Source organism: Massilia sp. Masssp93, from assembly GCF_059491295.1.
The window spans coordinates 6105135-6125392 of record NZ_CP168502.1 but is presented as its reverse complement, the minus strand read 5'-3'; the positions used below and the strand labels follow the sequence as shown (position 1 = coordinate 6125392).

Genomic DNA, 20258 nt, shown 5'->3' with positions numbered 1-20258 from the left:
GTAAAAATCAGCCTGCTGTCACTGGAAGTAGATCGGGCCCGTCAGCTTGAACTGGGTCACGTATTTGCCCGATGCATTGGCCACCTGCGCGTTCGGCTGTACTGCGGTGAACCTGAGCTTGACGACCGGGTAATGCTGCAGCTCATCCCAGAGGTCCAGCCCGGTCAGGTCACACGTCTGGCTGATCGTGAACTGATCCTTGAGGCCAATGCTGTAGTCCGCGGCGGCGGCGGCGGCTGGCTGCACCGTGGCCTGCAGGGCCACGGCGCATGCGTTGCCATTGGCGTCGACCTTGTTGAGGTTGAAGTGACCGAGGGTCAGTTCGACGTTGAACTTGTTATTGGCCGCACCGAACCATTCGGGGTTTTGCGCGAGATTGAAATGCAGACCCGACTGGATGTCGATCTGTGTGCCTTTGGGCTTGGAAGGGTCGCTGAGAGCGGAAGCCTTGACGCCGAACTGGTACGTGCCGTCGGGCGAATAGAGATCGCTGGCGTCCAGAATGCCGGCGCCGAACATCCAGAACGACGCCGAGTTATAGTTCCAGTCCGATGGTTGCGGAGCCGAATCGAAAGACGTGGTAAAGGTGAGGCTGCTACCGTCACCGGGAACGGCGATGTCGCATTGCTGGCACCACCACTGATTACCCAAGTGCCCGAGGAGGCCTTCCTTGGTGCTCGTGTTGTCCTTGTAGCCGCTCGCGAAATTCAGCATGGCCGGCTTTTCGGTGCCGACCGGAATGTTCCTGTCCACCGCCGTCGCCGCATAGACATCGTCGCCGGCCTGCTGGGCGGTGACCGTGCACATGCCGTCGGCGAGCGTGGTCATCGTCGTTCCGCTGACCGAGCACACATTCGGCGTCTTGCTCGTGAAGGTGACCGGAAGACCCGAGTTGAAGCTTGCGGCCAGTTGCACCGGCGCAGCACCGACGGGCTGCCAACCCGGGTTGGGGAACTTGGCCACAACCTGAGGATTCTTGGGAACGACGATAATCTGGCGCTGCGAGACCGGCGCATAGCCGTTCGAACCGGCCTGGGTGGCGGTCACCGAACACTCACCCGCTTTCAGCAGCGACAATTGATCCCCGCTGACGCTGCAAATAGTCGGCGTGTTCGACGTATAGGTCACGGTCGCGCCCGAACTCGCCGTCGCTGTCAGCGTGGCCGTCGCCGTATTGGGCGGCACGCCGATCATTGCCTGGCCCGCGAACGGGAGTGGGAAGGTCATGGTCTGGTCCAAGCCGCCGTTGCTCGAGCCGCCGCTACCGCCGCCGCAGCCGCTCAGCAGCGCGACGCAGCCAAGCGCAATCGCTGATACCTCGAACTTCATCGCTGGTCTCCTCATGGTGGTATTCCTTTCTGCTTTCTGTTGTGTTAACTCGTTGTTCATGGATCTCGCGACACCGTGCCGAAGCGCGGCGTCAGAGTCGCCGCGCCGCACGGGATGCGCACGCCAGGGTGGATGCGTCTGAAAGGGGATGTACGCGACTGGTAACGGGACGGCTGGTTCCCCGGCGTGCAATCCTGGCGCCGAGGCAGCATGGGGACTCCGATCGGAATCCTTGCGAACTTCAGCGTTATTGTTTTTTATATATAGCAGACATTTGCGTAGTTTATGATGCCATTGGCCGGTGGCATGCCGCAATTACAATAACTTTTAATGTAGGACATGAAATTTACTAGCCGACAGGAGGCCCCTCGGCGCAGAAGGGGCCCGCGGTGGCGATCGTTGCTAATCGGATACATCAGTCCGAGAATTGCCCGTCGATTTCAGTACGTACGTTGTCAAGTACATTTCTACAAATTAGAATAATTCTCATTTAGATTCTTATTATCGTTTGCGTATGCGTCGCCCTTCGTCTCGCCGTGCTCCCCTGTTCCTGGCAATCCTTCTTGCGGCTGGCGTCACGGCTTGCGGCGGCGGCGCCGACGGCACGCCCCGGTCTCCCACGTCGACGGCCGGGACCATGTCGTCGTCGTTCAGCCCGAGCGCCGTCCTGGGCGAGCGCATCTATAACGACGTCTCACTGTCGGCTTCCGGCCGCCAGTCGTGCGCAACCTGCCACAATCCCGACAACGCGCACGGTCCGACCAACGATTTCGCCGTGCAGCTCGGCGGCCCGAACGGCGACGTCCCGGGCTTCCGCGCGTCGCCGTCGCTGCGCTACATGCAGCAGACGCCGGCATTCCACTTCGAGGCGGACGGCACGCCCGTCGGCGGTTTCGATCGCGACGGCCGCGCGCGCACGCTGGAGGAGCAGGCCGAGCGGCCGTTCCTGGCGGCGCACGAGATGGCCAACGCCAGCAAGGCGGATGTCGTCGCACGGCTGCAGCGCGCGTCGTATGCGGCGCAATTCCGGGCCACGTTCGGCGACAACATTTTTGATAACGTCGACCAGGCGTTCAATCGCGCCCAGTTCGCCTTGCAGCAATTCGAGAACGAGGACCCGCGCTTCCACCCGTTCGACTCGAAATACGACCTGTTCCTGGCCGGCAAAGCGACGTTGTCCGATGCGGAGTTGCGCGGCCTGGCGCTGTTCAACAATCCATCCAAAGGCAATTGCGCGGCGTGTCATACGAGCGCGCGCGGTGCCGACGGCAGCGCGCCCCTGTTCACCGATTTCAGCTATGACAACCTGGGCGTGCCGCGCAATGCGCGCATCCCGGCCACGCGCGATCCCGCCTATTTCGACCTGGGCCTGTGCGGCCCCGACCGCACCGATCTCGTCGCGCGCATCGACCTGTGCGGCGCCTTCAAGGTGCCGACCCTGCGCAACGTGGCGACGCGCAAGGTGTTCTTCCATAACGGTGCGTTCACCAATTTGACCGACGTCGTCCGCTTCTACGTCACGCGCGATACGAATCCGGAGCGCTGGTATCCCGTCAATGCCGATGGGACCGTGGACAAATTCGACGACCTGCCGCCGGCGCTGCGCGCGAACGTCAACACGACCGAGGTGCCGTACAACCGCCGGCCGGGCATGGCCCCGGCACTGAACGAGGCCGAGATCGCGGATCTGGTCCAGTTCCTCGGCACCCTCACCGACGGCTATCCACACTAACTTCATCCAAGGACCTCCATGAAACAACGTGTCATCAGTGCGGCACTGGCCGCCGCATTCCTTGCCGCCCCGGTCGCGGCCATGGCCCAGCAGACCGACCTGGCGAAACGGGTCGAGCAGCTCGCCGCCGAACTGGAACAGGTGAAGGCCGAACTCGCGGCGCAGCGTGCGCAGGCGGCGGCTGCCGCGGCCCCGCGCGCCGAGGCGCCCGCGGCGTCGACCGCGCCCGCCGCACCCGCCGCAACCTCCCAGCCGGCAGTCGCGGCGCCGGTGTCGATGGCGAGTGTCGCCCCGGCCTCCGACACGGTCTTCTCCGGCTACGGCGAAGTGAACTACAACCACCCGGTGCGCAATGCCAGCGGCGCCCAGACCGACCTGCGCCGCGCCGTGATCGGCATCCAGCACCGTTTCGACGACAAGACGAAGGTGGTCGCGGAGTTCGAGTGGGAACACGCGATCGCGTCGGCCACGGACAGCGGCGAATCGGCCATCGAGCAGTTATATGTCGAGCGCGAGTTCGGCGCCGGCCTGCGCGGCAAGGCCGGCCTGTACCTGATGCCCGTCGGCCTCCTGAACCAGAATCACGAGCCGACCGCCTACTACGGCGTCGAACGCAATTTCGTCGAGACGGCGATCATCCCGACGACCTGGCGCGAAGCGGGCGTCGGCCTGTCGGGCGAGTTCGGCGACGGTTTTACCTGGGACACCGGCCTCACCACCGGTTTTGACTTGACCAAGTGGGACCCGGCATCCGACGAGGGCCGCGAATCGCCGCTGGGCGCCATCCACCAGGAAGGGCAGTTGGCCAAGTCGCGCGACCTGTCGCTGCACGGCGCGCTCAACTGGCGCGGCTACCCGGGGCTGCTCGTCGGCGGCTCGGTGTTCACGGGCAAGGCCGGTCACGCGACGCCCGGCTTCGCCGGCGACGACGCGCGCGTGACCATGACCGAGCTGCACACCCGCTACACGCCGGGCGCGTGGGACCTGTCGGCGCTGTGGGCCTACGGCCACATCTCGAATACGGAGGCGCTCAACGCCACCTTCGTCGGCAATCCGGTGCCAGTCCCCAGCAGCTTCGCCGGCTGGTACCTGCAGGCCGCCTATCACCTCTGGCAGAACGCCGACTATGCGCTCAGTCCGTTCGCCCGTTTCGAAAGTTTTAATACGGCCCGCACGTATGCGTCGCAGCCCGCGGGCCTCGGCGTGCCGACCACGCCGTACGAACGCGTCGCGACCGTCGGCGCCAACCTGATGGTCGCGCAGGGCGTCGTGCTCAAGGCCGATTATCAGAAATTCCGCCAAGATAAGTCGCTCGACCGGGTGAACCTGGGCGTCGGCTTCTCCTATTGATCGGCCTTCCGGAGGTATCGTCATGCGCTATGTTCCCTTGATCGTTCTCGGCGCCGTCGCCGTCGCGGCGCCGGCCTTCGCGACGCAATACCTCAGCCCGGAGCAGGCGCAAAAGCTGATGTTCCCGGAAGCCGACGCGTTCCGTTCCCGGCCGCTGTCGCTGGACCTGGCACAGATGCGCCAGGTCGAGCAGATCGCCGGGCTGCCGGCGCGTTCGGTGCAATGGCGTGTCGTCGGCGCCTACAAGGGCGAAACACTGCTCGGCTATATGGTGCTCGACGACGTGATCGGCAAATTCGAGCTGATCTCCTACGCGGTCGGCGTCAACCCGGACGCCAGCGTGCGCCAGGTCGAAATCCTGGCGTACCGCGAAAGCCACGGCAGCGAGATCCGGCTGCCCGCATGGCGCCGGCAATTCGTCGGCAAGAGCGCCAGGAGCGGGGATTTGCGCATCGGCGGCGGCATCAACAACATCAGCGGCGCCACCCTGTCCTGCACGCACGTCACCGACGGCGTGCGCCGCATCGCCGCCGTGGCCCAGGTCGCGCTGGCCAGATGATCCGCCGCGCGCAGCCCTGGCTCGGCACCCTCGTCGACATCAGCGTCGAGGGAACGGCGAGCCAGGACGCGGTCACGGCGGCCTTCGCCGAGATCGCGCGCCTGCACCGGCTGATGAGCTTTCATGACGGCGCCAGCGACATCGCGCGCATCAACCGTGCGCTGCCGGGCGACGTGGTGCGCGTGGATGCCGCCACCTGGAACGTCCTGCGGCTGGCCGGCGAAATCGCCGACCTGTCCGGCGGCGCCTTCGACATCGCCTGCGCGCCCTGGCTGGTCGATCGCCAGATGTTGCCGTCTCCCGCGCCGGAGCAGGCACGGCCGTCCGCGCGCACGTCGGCCGCCGTGTTCGCGCTCGACGACGAAGGCGACGTGCGCAAGCGCGGCGCGGGCTGGATCGACGTCGGCGGCATCGCCAAGGGGTATGTCGTCGATGCCGCGGTCGCCGTCCTGGAGGAGGCGGGCGTGCCGGGCGGCTGCGTGAATGCCGGCGGCGACCTGCGCGCCTTCGGTACGATGCAGGTGCCGGTCGCGGTGCGCGCGCCCGGTGCCCCCGGCCAGGCGGCGCGGCATATAATGCTGTGCGGCGCGGCCCTGGCGACGTCCGGCAGTTATTTTTCGGCGCGCGGACATCGCGGCGGCGTGGTCAGCGCCCTGCTCGACGCGCGCGACGGTCACCCGCTGGTATCGACCGCCAGCGCATCCGTGCGCGCCGGCCGCTGCGCCGTGGCGGACGCGCTGACCAAGGTGGTGCTGGCGACCGGCGATTGCGCCCACCCGGCCCTGGCCGCGCTCGGCGCCACCGCATTCCTGATCTGAGTTATTTATGACCCGTATGCCCGGCACGACCACCGGCCGCCTGTTATCCTTCAAGCTCGAACGCTGGCATCGCCGCAGCGTCTACGCGACCGGCATCCTGCTGCTCTTGTCGGGCGCGGCCTGGCTGGTGCTGCATTACTTTTTGCGCCCCGTGACCGAGTTCGGCGAATCGGTCAATCCGCTCGAACCGTGGGCCATGAAATTGCACGGCGCGGCGGCGATGGCGGCGTTGTTCTTCGTCGGCAGCCTGCTGCACCATCACGTGCGCCGGGCGCTGCGGGCCGGGCGGAATGCACTCACCGGCTGGGCGATGATCGCGACGCTGTCCTTCCTGACCCTGACCGGCTACGGCCTGTATTACGTGGCCGGAGAAGGCGACCGTCCAGTGTGGTCGCTGCTGCACTGGAGCGTCGGCTTCGCGGTGGCCGTGCTGTTCGTCGCGCACGTGCTGGTCGGACGGCGCAGCGTGCACGACTGATTCCCTCAACGGCGGAACAGCCCGCCGATCCCTTCACATTTGCTGGAACGAGCTTAGCCGGCTGTTCTTGTCTAAAAAAAAGAATCTTGGAAAACTACATTCCAGGCGTCTCGTCTATTCTTCGCTTGCCCGTTGTTTCTACGTTGTCGCACTCAAAACGGGTTAAATGTAATGTTAATACATAACATACATTTTTCTTTCTGAAACTAACTATTTGTCACTTAACAACAAAAGTACAAAAAAATATATTTTTGACACATCTGGATACAAGATCGTAAAGTTGTCTAGATCACCCGGGCACGCCGTGGGCTGCGCTTGGGATTCACGCATTTCGGCAAGTAATCGCACTCGAATCTCGGCCTATGTCGCAAAACGAAATACAGCAATCGTCCCTGTTTCGCCCCGAGGTCACAGCCTCGTTGAGTCATCAATGGATGGGTTCCATTCGTCTCGCCCAGCAAATCTCGTCGTGGCTCGTTTCCGGCGTGGCGATCGCGATTTCCGCCGCCTTCCTGGCCTTTGTCTGCCTCGGCAGCGTCACCAAGAAAGCGCACGTGACGGGTATATTGATACCAGCGAAAGGTACTGTCGGCATCAGCGCGGCGAGCGCCGGCGTCCTGGTGAGGAATGTCGTGAGCGAAGGCCAACACGTGCGGGCCGGCGCGACATTGTTCGAGTTGTCGACCGAGCGCCAGGGCAGCAATGGCGAGTTGTCGTTCCTGATTGCCCGGCAACTGGCCAGCCGGGCGCATGGTCTCGAGGCAGAGCAGCGCCTGCGTACGGCACAGTATCGGGAAAAAAAAGCGGCGCTGACCCAGCGCTTGCAAGCGCTCGATGCCGAAGGCACCCAGCTGGCGCAGGAAATGGAACTGGCCACACGCCGGCTGCATCTGGCGCAGCAAAGCCTGGGCAAATTCGAAACCTTGCAGGCCAGCGGTTATGTCTCGTCCGCGCAAACCCAGCAAAAGCAGGAAGAATTGATCGACCTGAGCGCCCGCCTGAGCAATCTGGGCCGGACCCAGGTGCAGTTGCGCGCCAGCCGCCAGGACGTGGAAGCGGAACTGGCCGCGCAGCCAACCAGCCTGGAAAGCGACCTGACGCAGCTCCAGCAGGCCAAGGCGCTGCTCCAGCAGGAAGTGGCGGAAAACAGCAATCGCAAATCGTTCCTGATCACGGCACCGCAGGATGGCGTCGTCACGACCATCACCTATCAACCGGGCCAGGCGGTCGGTACGGGCCAGGTCCTGGCGACGCTGATTCCGGAACAGGGCACGCCGCCCGGCGCGGCACCCGAGTTGGAGGTGCAGTTGTATGCGCCCAGCCGGACCGCAGGTTTCGTCGCACCCGGCCAGACCGTGCTGCTGCGCTATCAGGCCTTTCCTTATCAAAAATTCGGCTTGCAGAAAGGCGTCGTCACGGACGTCAGCAAGACCCCGTTCGCGCCGAACGAGCTGCCGCAAAACCTGGCCAGCACCATCCTGTCGAATGCCCAGCAAAACCTCCTGGGTTTCAACAGCAACGAGGCGCTGTACCGCATCAGGGTGCGTCCGGAAAAACAGTACATCGACGTGTACGGGCATCCGCAAGTCCTCAAACCCGGCATGACCCTGGAAGCCGACGTTCTCCAGGACAGCCGCAAGATCTGGGAATGGATCGCCGAGCCCCTGCTCGCCATGCGTTCCTACTGAATCCGTACCAACGTTTTTATGCGCGTCATACTTCAAACCGAATCCAGCGAATGCGGCCTGGCCAGCCTGGCCATGATCGCCAACCACCACGGCCATCGCATCGATCTCGTCGATCTGCGCCGGCAGTTTTCCGTCAGTCTCAAGGGGGCCACGCTGGAGCATCTGATGCGCCACGCCGCCGCGCTGCAACTGGCGGCGCGGCCGCTGCGACTGGAGCTGGAGGAACTGGATCAATTGCAGATGCCGTGCATCCTGCATTGGAACCTGAACCATTTCGTCGTCCTCACGCGGGTCAGCCGCACACTGGGCGGAAAACGCATGGTGACCGTGCTGGATCCGGCCGTCGGCGAACGCCGGATGGCGCTGGACGACGTCTCCCGGCATTTCACCGGCGTGGCGCTGGAGTTGACGCCCAGTGCCGATTTCGTCGTCAAGGATGAGCGCAAGAAGATCGCCATCCGCGACCTGACGGGCCATGTCGCCGGCTTGCGGCGCGCACTCGTCCAGGTGATCGCGCTGGCGCTGGCGCTGGAAATCTTCGCGATCGCGTCGCCGCTGTTCAACCAGTTCGTGGTCGACGAGGTCATCGTCAGCGGCGACCGCGACCTGCTCAAGATCCTGCTGCTCGGTTTCGCTCTTCTCACGGTGACGCAGACCGCCATCGGCCTGGCGCGCAGCTGGTTCCTGATGCGCTGGAGCGTGGACATCGGCCAGCAGTGGGCAACGCGCCTGTTCACGCATCTGACGCGCCTGCCCGCCGCCTATTTCGAGAAACGCCACCTGGGCGACGTGGTGTCGCGCTTCGGCAGCATCGGCGCGATCCAGGGCACGTTGACGAGCCTGTTCGTGGAAAGCCTGCTGGACGGCCTGATGGCTTTGTTCGCACTCGGCATGATGCTGATGTACAGCCTGACCATGTCGGCGCTGGTGCTGGCGGCCGTCGCCTTGTATGCGCTGCTGCGCTGGGCGTTCTATCACCCGCTGCGCGAAGCGTCGCAGGAGCGCCTGGTCCTGTCGGCGAAGGAGAACAGCCACTTCCTCGAAACGCTGCGCGCCATCACGCCGCTCAAGCTGTTCGGCCGCGAACCCGAGCGCCGCGCGCGCTGGCAAAACCTCAAGCAGGACGTGATCAACCGCGACGTCGAGACCCAGAAGCTGGGCATCGTGTTCAAGGTCGCCAACACGGCCATCTTCAGCGGCCAGGGACTGGCGCTGTTTTACTACGGCGCGGACGCCGTCATGCGCAACGCCCTGACGGTGGGCATGCTGATGGCGTTCACCAGCTATGCCGGAACGTTTTCCGGACGCCTGTTCAACCTGATCGACCTGTTCGTCAACCTCAAGATGCTGAGCCTGCATGCAGAGCGCCTTGCCGACATCGTGCAGGAACCGGTGGAGGAGGAAGCGGCGCCGGAATCGGACCTCGGCCGCCTGCGCGGCGATATCACGTTGAGGAACATCAAGTTCCGCTACGCCGAAGGCGAGCCGTGGGTGCTGAACGGGATCGACCTGCATATCCCGGCCGGCCAGAGCGTCGCCTTGACCGGGCCCAGCGGCTGCGGCAAGAGCACGCTGTGCAAGATCATCCTGGGCTTGCTGAAACCGGACGAAGGCGAGGTCCTCGTCGACGGCATCCCGATCACCCAACTCGGCTTGCGCGCCTACCGCCAGCTCGTGGGCACGGTGATGCAGGAAGACGTCCTGCTGGCGGGCTCGCTGCAGGACAATATCGCGTTCTTCGACGCCAGGGCGGACCAGGCCAGGGTGGAAGAGTGCGCCCGCCTGGCCGCCATCCACCACGAAATCGCGGCCATGCCGATGGGTTACCAGACCCTGGTCGGCGACCTGGGCAGCAGTCTGTCCGGCGGCCAGAAGCAGCGTGTGCTGCTGGCCCGCGCAATGTATAAACAGCCGAAGATCCTGGCGCTGGACGAGGCGACCAGCCACCTCGACGTCGCCAACGAACACAAGGTGAACCAGGCGCTTGGCCACATGCGCCTGACACGCATCATGGTGGCGCACCGGCGCGAAACGATCGAGGCCGCCGAACGGGTCGTCGCCCTGCAAGGCGGCAGGATCGCCGACGTGCGCATCGATACCGCCATGGCCGCGTGAGGCACGACATGACGCATCCGACCTTCCACGACAACCCGATCGTCTATCACATCCTGACGGACCGCTTTTGCGATCCCGCCAGGGAACACGGCCTGACGCGCGTCGATGGCGACGCCATCGGCACCTTCCACGGCGGGAAACTGGCCGGCATCACCCGTAAAATCGAAGAAGACTGGTTTTGCGCGCTCGGCGTGAATGCCATCCTGATTTCGGCCCCGTACGAACAGATCCGCGGCTGGGTGCCGGGCGAAGGCGGATTCCGGCATTACGCCTATCACGGCTATTACGCGCTCGATTACACCGTGGTCGATGCACGCCTCGGCACGGCGCAGGACCTGAAAAACCTGGTCGACGCCGCGCATCGCCGCGGCATCCGCGTGTTACTCGACATCGTGCTGAACCACCCGGGCTATCCGGACCTGGACACCATGCACGCGCTGGACATCCCGGTGCTCAAGGCCGGCTGGCGGGACGCGACGCCCGCGACCTATTTCGATTATCTCGACAAGACCAGCGCCGGCTTTGCCGCCTGGTGGGGCCCCGACTGGGTGCGCGGCGATTACCCGGGTTATCCCGCCGGCGGCGGTGACGACCTGACGATGCTCCTCAGCGGCCTGCCGGACTTCCGGACCGAGAGCGAGGCATGCGTCCGCCTGCCCGCGTTCCTGGCCAACAAGCCCGGATCGAAAGCGCGCGACCTGCCCGGCACGACGGTGCGCGGCTACCTGGTCGAGTGGCTCACTGCCTGGGTGCGCGACTTCGGCATCGACGGCTTCCGTTGCGACTCCGCCAGGCACGTGGAACTGGACGCCTGGTATGCGCTCAAGGAAGCGGCAACGACGGCGCTCGCCGACTGGAAGCGCGCGCACCCGGCCGAAGCGATCGACACGGCACCGTTCTGGATGACCGGCGAGGTGTTCGGCCACGGCATCGAGCGCAGCGATTATTTCGATTTCGGATTCGATAACCTGATCAATTTCCAGTTCCCGGCGCACCTGGCACGGGCGCCGGACCTGGACACGCTGTACCGCGCCTACGCCAAGCGCCTGGCCGGCCGGCCCGACCACGACGTCCTGTCCTATGTATCGTCGCACGACACCCGGCTGTGCGACCGCGGCAGCCTGATTGCGGCCGGAACGGCGCTGTTGCTGGCGCCGGGCGGCGTGCTGATTTTATATGGCGACGAAACCGCCCGCCCGCCTGGGCCTTGCACACCGGCAGACCCGGCGCAGGCCACCCGTTCGGACATGAACTGGGACCGCATCGACGTCGACGTGCTTGCCCACTGGCGCAAGCTGGGCCGTTTCCGTGCGCGCCACGTCGCGCTGGCCCGCGGCACGCATGCGTGCCTGCAGAAAGCGCCCCATGTCTTCGCGCGCATCGATGCCTGCAGCGGCGACCGGGTCATCGTCGCGCCGGAGGTCCGCAGCCCGGTGTCGATTCCGGTATCCGGCGTGTTCGCGGAGGGCGAACGGTTGTGCGATGCGTATTCCGGCCGGCAGCTCACGGTGCGGCGCGGGCGGGTCGACGTCGAGTCGTCGGGGTGCGTGCTGCTGGAAAGCGCAGCCGCCGGGGAGCCGCGCCCATGAATGTCCTGATGCTGGGATGGGAATTTCCGCCGCATATCACGGGTGGCCTCGGCACGGCGTGCCAGGGGCTCGTGCGCGGTTTGACGGAAGCCGGCGGCGTCGACATCGCCTTCGTCATGCCGCAGTTGCGCGGCGGCGAGCGCCAACGCGGCGTGTCGTTCCTGTGCGCCCGAAGCCTGGCGGGCGATGCACCCGGCCGCGCCGCGGGATCGGATCCGGAACGGCGCCGGCTGGACGATTTTTTCGCCGGTTTCGTTCCGCCCGACGTTGCGGCCGCATTCCATGAGGACGACGAAGACGCGCTCTGGATGGCCGCACCGGGTGTCGACGGACGCCTGTCGGGTGCCTACCAGGGAATGTCCATCGCGGATGCGCTGGCCTATGCGGACAGTGCGCCGCACCTGCTTGCCGCCGCGCAGCCCTTCGATGTCGTCCATGCGCACGACTGGCTGACGTTTCTGTTGGCGGCCCGGGTCAAACAGGCGAGCAACAGGCCACTGGTCGTACACGTGCATTCGGTCGAGCCGGACCGTGCGGGAAATTCCAGGAACGGGAATATCGGCGCGATCGAACGGTTCGGCATGTATATGGCCGACAGGATCATCGCCGTCAGCGAATATACGCGCCAGGTCCTGGTACGCGAATACCGGATTGCCCCCGGAAAAATTGAAGTGGTCCACAATGGTGTAGAAAAAATCGAGAATGCCGCGCTGCCGGCGCAACGCGATATATTCCGGGTTTCCTTTATCGGCAGGATCACGCACCAGAAAGGTCCGGCATATTTTCTGCATGCCGCAAAAAAAATACTGGACCGGCAGGACGACGTGCGTTTCGTCATGGCCGGAACCGGCGATTTACTGCCGGTGGCGAAAGCGCTGGCCAATAAACTCGGCATTTCCCGTCAAATCGATTTTCCCGGATTTCTGGATCCGCCGGGCGTGAAAGCGCTCCTCGCGGCGTCCAGTGTGTATGTGATGCCATCGGTATCGGAGCCCTTTGGCATCGGCGCGCTGGAAGCCGCGCAATCGGGCGTACCCGTCGTCTTGTCGCGCAATAGCGGCGTGGCGGAAGTCATGCGGGACGCCATTTGCGTCGATCCGGCGGATACGGATGCGATCGCGGAAGCGGTGCTCCGGACGCGGAACAACCCTGCGCTGGCGGAAATGACGGCGCGCGCGGCAAAAGATGCGGTCGCGGAACTGGAGTGGAAAGTGGCGGCGAGAAAAATTAAAACGATCTACCGTAATTTTTTGAATTAAAAAAATCGCGTATTCGAATAAATAATGCCTTGATCGGCAGGGTTATTTACGCGCTTTGAAAACGTAAAATAACAGGATAATTTTTTCGAAAAAAAATCCCGATTTGCTATTGATTGTTCAGATTGTTTTAAATAACATGCTCGCAGATTAAAGAATATAAATGATTATCTTTGATTGCGCAGTGCGGGTTTTTGGGAAGATTTCTGGAATGGCGCCGGACGGCGAATTCCGCAGGATTCACCGGTACGGCCGGAACCGGCCGTACCAGCGAAAACCGCAGGTCGTGATGTCAGCACGGCATGCGGGGCAACGTCGCATTCGGAAACGAATGCATTCATAAACCATGTATAGGAATAACAGATAATGCGTATTATTTCAAGCGCGGAAGTGGCGGCAGTTTCGGGTGGCGACGGCTGGGTCGATGCGGCCATCGGCGCGATCGAAGACCTGCTCGGCATCGGCGGCGGCAGCTCCGGCTCGTCGTCGGGCTCGTCGTGCCAGCCGTACAGCAACAACAACGGCAGCACCTCCGTGACGCAGACCTGCGGCGCGGGCGGCGTGTCGACCGTCGTCACCACCTCCCCAGGCGTGGTCATCACCCAAACGGTCACTCCGGCCACGGGCGTTTCCGCATCGGGCAGCTATGGCCCGGGCAGCGTCAGCGGCAGCTACAACGGCGCGCCGACGGTGACCACCGTCACCTGCATCAACGGCAGCTGCAGCGCACCTGTCGTGTCGCGCTAAGCCGTCATCGCCGGACCGGTGTGCGCGCTTGAGTCCCCTCGGCGCGCATGCCGGCCCGGCATCGTCTTTTTCAATACGCCATCCACATGACATTTTCCATTCGCCGCCTCATCGCGGGCGCCGCGGCCTGCATGCTGGCGGGCGCCGGTGCACATGCCGCCGATACCTTCCTGCCGCGTGCCTGGCTGGTCAGCAACGGCAAGACCCAGGCCGTGCTCGTGGCCGAATCGCATTTCGGTACGGCCGTCGAGCAGGACGGTTACTACGACGCCGTCGTCCAGCCCAGCTATCAGGCGGCCGACGTCGCCGTGATGGAAACCTATATGGGGCCGGAGGAAATGCGCAACGAGACCTTCGAGCGCGGCGCGCCGTGCATGAGCGGTCCCGGTGACCGCCGCACCGGGCGCCTGGCGCCCGCTTTCGACGCCCTGATCGCCGCCACCCGCGCGAACGGCCTGGAAGTGCCGAACTGGCTCGATAGCTGGCAATTGATTCCGGAATTCCTGTTCACCTCGACTTACCTGACGCGCTTCACGATCGATGCCCTCGGTCCGGACTACGACAAGGCGCTCGAAACGCACCTCGGAGCCGGCACATCGTTCCGCCTGCGCGCCCTGGGCGGCAGCGCCAAGAAGACGGTCGGCCTGAACGTGCTGAAGGACCAGCGCAACGATTTTTGCAGCGCCAGCGCGGCCGACCGCCAGGACTTCCTGGCCGATAACGTGCTGCAGGCGGCACGCCTGCTGCGCATGAAGCAGGCCGATCCCACCTATGCGAAAGTCGGCGAGCTGGCCGCGCCGATGGGGCGCGTGTTTGCCGCCGGCGTACGCTGTATCGACCGTGCCGAAGCATGCCCGATCGACATGCTGCCCGCCGATACACGCCTCCTGCGGGACAAAGGCATGATGTTTGACTACAGCCCCGGCATCATCGACGTGAGCCTGAGGCGGCGCACCCGCGCGTGGGTGCCCGTCATCGTGCGCGCCATGACGGAACATCGCCGGACCTTCATCATCGCCGGTGCCCTGCACCTGCCCGACCTCAGCATCGCCGGCAAGCGCGAACCCGGCCTGATCAGCCAGTTGCGCCAGCGCGGCTATACCGTCACCGCGATCCGCGGCCCGGCCGACATCGCCGGCTTCCTGAGGCCATCCTGGACCGACCGCCTGCGCGCCCTCGTCGGCCGCCCCTGAAAACCGGCTTGCACCGATGAACGTGTTTCCCTTGACCGACCTGGCCGACCGGCTGGGTATCGCCGCCGACGCGACCACGCGCCAGGCGCTGGCGCTCGGCCTGGCCGTAAACTTCCTCGGACCGCGCTGGGGCGGCGCCCGGCTCGGCCGCTGCCTGCAGCCGACCTTCGCCGCGCTGGACAGCGGCCGCTACGTGTTCTATGTCGACGCGATGGGCCGCGGCATCGGCTTCGTCAACTGGACGTTGGCCAGCGCCCAGGGCACCGCCGCCCTGCTCGCGCACGGACCGGACGCCGTCGCCACCCTCTCCCACGAGGCCGAAGGCGCGCTATGGATCCTCGATTTCTTTGCGTACGGCCGCGGCCTGCGCGCGATCCTGGCCGACTTGCGCGACCGCGTCCTGCGCGACCACGACGAGGTCACCTATTTCCGCTACCGGGGCACGCGCCGGATCGCCAAGCGCATCGCGCGCGCCGACCGCACCGCGTTCTTCCGCGCCCCCGCCGCGCGTCCCGATGCTGCCCTTGCCCTGGCCGCGAACGCGTCCCTGCTGGACAAGCACCGCGACCACCTGCACAACGCGATCGCGCTCGGATCGTCCCTGCTCGCGCTGCGGCGCTGCGATCCCGGCCTGCGCTCGCCCCTGTGGCACGGCGCCGTGCTGCGCGACCTGGCCGTGCTGGAACAGGTGCGCGTCTATCGCGCCGCGGACGGCACGCCCGCCGGGCTGCTGACCTGGGCCTGGCTGTCGCCGCACACCGTCGCGGGCCTGCCCGCCACGCCGCTGCACGCGGCGCACGTCTCGGAGTGGAACGAAGGCCGGATCCTGTGCCTGTGCGACGTGCTGCTGTCGGCGCCGGTCCGTGCGCAGGTCATGGACGACATGTGCGCGGACCTGTTCCCGCACCAGCGCCACATTTTTCTGTACACCCCGCCGCGCGACGGGCGCGCCGCGTCCGTGCAGCGGGTCGGACGCGACGCGGGCGCCGCGGCGATCACGCGCTGGGCCGCGCGTAACGCGTTCGAGGAGGCACGATGACCGATCTTTCATGGCTCGACGCGCACGACGGCGCGCAGCTGTTCGGCGCGCACGGCCGGCACGTGCCGGTGACGTTGCAGCGCCTGCGCCACGCGCGCGTGCTGTGGCTGAACCGGCGCGCCGCGGCGGCCGATCCCGTCCACGCGGCGCCGGGCGGCACGTCGGAAGCCTATGAGGCACACCTGCTGGCCACGTGCGCGTACGCGATGGCGGAGCCGGACAACGCGGCGTGGGCCGATGGCTTCGATCCCGCCGACCGCATCGTCGCCCACGCCGACCGCTACGGCGGCGCCGGCATCGGCCTGAACGGCGGCAGCGGCCGGGCCGCGGTCATCGGCGCTTATCTCGTCAAGGGCGTGGGCCGGACCCCGCTGGTCAGCGTGCGCACGGACGCGGCGCACGCGTCCGGCGGCGCCTACCTCGAGGAAGCCGTGCGCGAGACGATGGTCGCGGAAGTCGTCCGCGCCGAGTTCCCGCACGCCGCCGTGCCCGTGCTGGCGATCATCGATACGGGCCTGGTCCAGCATTGGGCCCACGACGGCAAGATCGAGCGCCGCGTGCTGGTGGTGCGGCCCTGCTTCGTGCGGCCGGCCCACTACGTCCGCGCCACCGCCTATATGTCCGGCAATCCGGCCGAAGGCGCAGCGGACAGCGAACGCGTGCTCCACATGTTCCGCGCCAGCGAGCGCCTGCTGGGCAAGGCGGACTTTCACGCGCGCTACCGCATGCTGTGGGTCCGCTGGGCCGAGCAGCTCGCCTACGGTTTCATTCACCGTATCGTCCACGGTAGCAACACCATGTCGAACATCTGCTTCGACGGCAAAATGCTGGACTTCGGCGCCACGTCGTCCGTGCCGTCCTGGGCGGATGCGGCGACGGTGCTGGCGCGCCAGTCCTTCGACGACCTGCGCCGCCTCGCGCCACAGCAACTGCGCACGCATGCCTATTTCTTCGGACGTTACCTCGATGCCGGCCTGGCGGCCCCCGCGACGCTGGACGCGCTGCACGGCGACATCGACCACGCATTCCGCACCGGGACGGTGACGGAAATGCTGCGCCTGGCCGGCATCGACCGCGCTACAGCCGGCGCCCAGGCGCGCGCCGGGGCGCACTGGTGGCCGCTGGCGCACCGGCTGATCGGCATCTGCCAGCGCGAGCGGCTCGACCTGATCGACGCCGTCCCCGCGGGCGCCGCACCTTGGGACATCGACAAGGTCTGGCAGAGCGACGTGCCGCCCCATCTGCATCCGCTGCGCGACGCCCTCGAGCGCATCGTCCCGCCCGGCGCGCGCGACCTGGCCGCGCGCCGCAGCGTCCTGCTGGCCACCGGCCGCCCCGGTCTGTATCGCGAAACGGCGCGGCGCGCGATCTTCCGCGCACTGGATCCGTCGGCCGCGGGACGGGAACCGGAACGGGAGCGGATCGAACGCTTCATCGCTTCCGGCGTGGCCGCCAACCGGCGCGATACGCATTGCGAGCTGCCGGATGCGGCATGTGTCGGCTTCGCCGTCGGCGATGCGGCGTCGTACGCGTTGTTCCGTCATGAGGACGGGACCTTGTGCGCGGTCGACGAAGACGCCGCCGGCGCAAGCCATGCGATCGCCGGCCTGACACCGTCGTCGCTGCGGTTCGTCGATGCGGAGCGCGCGCCGTTCGAAGGTGCCGTCGCCTTGTCCGGCGCATATGATGTGGAGGAGGATCACGCATGCGTCTGATGCGGCTCGACGAATGGGCGCGCGCGCTGCGGCCCGGCCTGGATGACGCGGCGCTGCGGTTCGCGCGCCAGGGATTCGCCTGGATCTGCCTGGGCGACAAAGTGGCATCGTTCGACGATCTGGCGGCACGCTACCTGGCGCTGGTATCGGCCGGGCAGTGCGATGTGCTGTTCGACGGGTTCGGCCGGGTCGCCGCGTGCGTCTCGTTCGCCTGGCTCGACCTGCACGCCGAACAGGCGGCGCTGCGCCATGGTTTTATCCGCATGCCCGCGGCGGCGCTGTGCGGCGGAGAGCGGCCGTGGATCGTCGACTTCGTCGCTTTCAACGGCCACGTGACCGGCGCGCTCGACGCGCTGCGCAGCGCGATCCTGCCGCAGGCCGACAGCGTTACCTATTTCCGCTACAAGCACGGGCGGCGCATCGCCAAGATGGTGGGGCGCGCCGAGCTGGCGGGCCGGTTGCGGCATGTGGGCCCGCCGCCGGACGCCGCCGCCGTCGTGGCGGCCTATCCGAATTTTGCCCACGGTGCGCGCGGCATGCTGCACATGGCCATCACGCTTGGCAAATGCATGACGCTGGCCCACGCCGCCGGCGGGTTCGCGGGACTGGGCCCGAACGAGGTCCAGCACCGGTTGTGGACCCCGATCTCACTCGGCCAATACCATTTTCATGACGATGCCGGCGGCACCCCGGCCGGCCTGGCGACGTGGGCGCTGCTGGACGACGACGGGCTGGCGCGGCAACCGGCCTTGCATGCGCTGCCGCCCGAGACCTGGAACGCCGGCACCGTGCGGTGCGTGACGGACATCCTCGCCGCGCCGCACCGCCGGGCCGATATCGAAGCCGAATATGCCGGTGCGCGCCGCTATCGACGGGAGGAAGCTGCATGAACACGACGACCGATCCGCAGTGCCACGCATTCGACGGCGCGACCGCCGCGCGGCTGTTCGGCGCGGCGACGGGCCAGGTGCCCGTGACGCTGGCGCGTTGCGCGGACGCCGGCATCGTCTGGCTCAATCCGCGCGCCATGGTCGACGATCCGTCCCGGCCGGCCGGCGTGGACGACGCGCGGGCGTATGGCGCGCACTTGCTGGAACGTGCGGCCTGCGCCGATGCGCCATCCGGCGCGGCGGTGACCGGCTGGGCCGATCGCTACGGCGGCACCGGCATTGGCTGGAACGGCGGCAGCGGCCGCGCGGCGGTCGTGGGCGGCTATCACGTGAAGGGAACGGGCCGCACTGCGCTGATCGGCGCCGGCACCGACCAGGCGCATGCCTCGGGCGGCGCCTACCTGGAGGAGTGTCTGCGCGAAGCGATCCTGTCCGAACTGGTCGCCGCCGAATTTCCGCACGGCGCCGTCCCGACCCTGGGCATCATCGACACCGGCCTGGTGCAGCAGTGGGAGACACCGGACGGCCCGTTCATCGAGCGCCGCACATTGCTGGTCCGACCGGTGTTCCTGCGGCCCGCACATTTCGAACGCGCCTACCTGTTCGACGACGGCACCCCGCTGACCGGGGCGCGTGACCAGGAACGCGTTGCCCGTTTCTTCACGCAGGCGAGCCGCGCCATCGGACGGGCGGGGCTCGACCGGCTGTACCGGGACGTGTGGTGGCGCTGGGCCGAGCAGATGGCGTACGCCTGGGTGCATCGCCTGCCGCATTGCGGCGACAGCACCTCCAACATTTGCCTCGACGGCAAGCTGGTCGATTTCGGTGCGATGGCCGCCATGCCGGGATGGGCCAGCATCGGCACGATCTGGGGAGATTTGCCCTATGGCGAAGAGTTGACCGTGCTGGCGCGCGGTGCGGCGGCGTTGGCGCGGCACTGGGGTCGCTACGTCGATCCGCGTTACGCGGCGCCGGACGAAGTCGGCCGGCTGCTCGACCAGGCGTATCGGCACTACCGGTTCGTCGTCGACCGCGAACTGCTGCGCCTGTGCGGCCTGGACCGCGCCCGCGCGCTCGCGGTGCGCGCCGCCGAGACATCGTCCCACGAACGCGACGGCCTGGAGGCCGTCGTCGCGCGCCTGCTCGCGCACTACCGGCGCGAACACACGACCATTTTCGGCGGAACGCCCCGCCTGCGCATCGCCTGGGACCTGGAGCGCGTCTGGGAAACGACGCCCCCATCCCATCTGGCCGGCCTGCGCCGGGTGCTCGACCGCCATGTGCCCGACGCCGGCACGGCCGTACGCGCCCGCTGCGTCTTCCGTACGCGCGGCCGTCCCGCCCTGTACCGCGAGGCCCTCAAGGCACGGCTGCACGGCGCGATCGCGGACGGCCTCGCCACGCCGGCGGCGCGGGAGACGGCCGATGCGTTCATCTGCCGGGCCATCGTCGACAACCGGCGCGACGGCCTCGACGATCCGGCGGACGCAGTCCCGATCGGCCATGCACGCAACGGTCACGCGGGCTATGCCTTGTTCGAGGACGCGCGGACGGCCCGGCGTTTCGCCATCCGCGAATGGGGTGGCGCCAGGGTGCGCGTTCCGCTGGCGGAGGTGGCGCCGTCCACGCTGACGTTCGCCGACGGCACTCCGCCGTTCGAGGGCGCGGTGGCCGTCCGGGAGATAATGCGCTGAACCGCGCGATGCGGCGCGAACCTTCACCCCGCCGCACGCTCTAACACCTGCCCCGGACTTCACCCG

General features: G+C 66.4%; 16 protein-coding genes. 15 read left to right on the top strand and 1 reads right to left on the bottom strand.

Features of this window, described 5'->3' with window-relative positions:
- Positions 1-18: 18 nt before the first annotated feature.
- Positions 19-1329, bottom strand: a complete 1311-nt coding sequence (locus tag ACEN9Q_RS25600) for a hypothetical protein (RefSeq protein ID WP_495626488.1) — start codon at positions 1327-1329, stop codon at positions 19-21.
- 514 nt (positions 1330-1843) lie between these two features.
- Here ACEN9Q_RS25600 and ACEN9Q_RS25595 point away from each other — a divergent pair.
- The 15 genes from ACEN9Q_RS25595 (at position 1844) to ACEN9Q_RS25525 (ending at position 20192) form a co-directional block, all read left to right on the top strand.
- Positions 1844-3061, top strand: a complete 1218-nt coding sequence (locus tag ACEN9Q_RS25595) for a cytochrome-c peroxidase (RefSeq protein WP_495626487.1) — start codon at positions 1844-1846, stop codon at positions 3059-3061.
- A gap of 18 nt (positions 3062-3079) precedes the next feature.
- Positions 3080-4411, top strand: a complete 1332-nt coding sequence (locus tag ACEN9Q_RS25590; RefSeq protein ID WP_495626486.1) for a putative porin — start codon at positions 3080-3082, stop codon at positions 4409-4411.
- A 22-nt stretch (positions 4412-4433) separates the two neighbouring features.
- On the top strand, positions 4434-4970 hold the full coding sequence (locus ACEN9Q_RS25585) for an FMN-binding protein (protein ID WP_495626485.1): 537 nt from the start codon (positions 4434-4436) through the stop codon (positions 4968-4970).
- Positions 4967-5788 carry an FAD:protein FMN transferase gene (locus ACEN9Q_RS25580; RefSeq protein WP_495626484.1) on the top strand — a complete coding sequence of 274 codons (822 nt, stop codon included), beginning with the start codon at positions 4967-4969 and terminating at the stop codon, positions 5786-5788. Before ACEN9Q_RS25585 ends, ACEN9Q_RS25580 begins: the two co-directional genes overlap by 4 nt.
- Before the next feature lie 7 nt (positions 5789-5795).
- The gene (locus tag ACEN9Q_RS25575) at positions 5796-6266 is read left to right on the top strand and encodes a DUF4405 domain-containing protein (protein ID WP_229412590.1); all 471 of its coding nucleotides are present in this window, start codon (positions 5796-5798) and stop codon (positions 6264-6266) included.
- A gap of 434 nt (positions 6267-6700) precedes the next feature.
- A complete protein-coding gene (locus ACEN9Q_RS25570) occupies positions 6701-7954 on the top strand; it encodes an HlyD family secretion protein (protein ID WP_495626483.1) in 1254 nt (417 codons plus the stop codon).
- An 18-nt stretch (positions 7955-7972) separates the two neighbouring features.
- Complete coding sequence (locus ACEN9Q_RS25565) at positions 7973-10069, top strand: peptidase domain-containing ABC transporter (protein ID WP_495626482.1); 2097 nt, start codon at positions 7973-7975, stop codon at positions 10067-10069.
- An 8-nt stretch (positions 10070-10077) separates the two neighbouring features.
- Complete coding sequence (locus tag ACEN9Q_RS25560) at positions 10078-11658, top strand: alpha-amylase family glycosyl hydrolase (protein WP_495626481.1); 1581 nt, start codon at positions 10078-10080, stop codon at positions 11656-11658.
- Positions 11655-12917, top strand: coding sequence for a glycosyltransferase (locus ACEN9Q_RS25555; protein WP_495626480.1), 1263 nt, complete (start codon positions 11655-11657; stop codon positions 12915-12917). Before ACEN9Q_RS25560 ends, ACEN9Q_RS25555 begins: the two co-directional genes overlap by 4 nt.
- Positions 12918-13280: 363 nt before the next feature.
- Positions 13281-13661: a hypothetical protein gene (locus ACEN9Q_RS25550; RefSeq protein WP_157201736.1), complete on the top strand. Its 381-nt coding sequence runs from the start codon at positions 13281-13283 to the stop codon at positions 13659-13661.
- A gap of 86 nt (positions 13662-13747) precedes the next feature.
- Complete coding sequence (locus ACEN9Q_RS25545) at positions 13748-14854, top strand: TraB/GumN family protein (protein ID WP_495626479.1); 1107 nt, start codon at positions 13748-13750, stop codon at positions 14852-14854.
- A 16-nt stretch (positions 14855-14870) separates the two neighbouring features.
- Positions 14871-15893, top strand: coding sequence for a toxin-activating lysine-acyltransferase (locus ACEN9Q_RS25540; protein ID WP_495626478.1), 1023 nt, complete (start codon positions 14871-14873; stop codon positions 15891-15893).
- Positions 15890-17608 (top strand): hypothetical protein, encoded by a 1719-nt coding sequence (locus ACEN9Q_RS25535; RefSeq protein WP_495626477.1) that lies wholly within the window; start codon positions 15890-15892, stop codon positions 17606-17608. Before ACEN9Q_RS25540 ends, ACEN9Q_RS25535 begins: the two co-directional genes overlap by 4 nt.
- Complete coding sequence (locus ACEN9Q_RS25530; protein ID WP_495626476.1) at positions 17599-18498, top strand: toxin-activating lysine-acyltransferase; 900 nt, start codon at positions 17599-17601, stop codon at positions 18496-18498. Before ACEN9Q_RS25535 ends, ACEN9Q_RS25530 begins: the two co-directional genes overlap by 10 nt.
- Positions 18495-20192, top strand: coding sequence for a hypothetical protein (locus tag ACEN9Q_RS25525; protein WP_495626475.1), 1698 nt, complete (start codon positions 18495-18497; stop codon positions 20190-20192). Before ACEN9Q_RS25530 ends, ACEN9Q_RS25525 begins: the two co-directional genes overlap by 4 nt.
- The last annotated feature ends 66 nt before the right edge of the window (positions 20193-20258 follow it).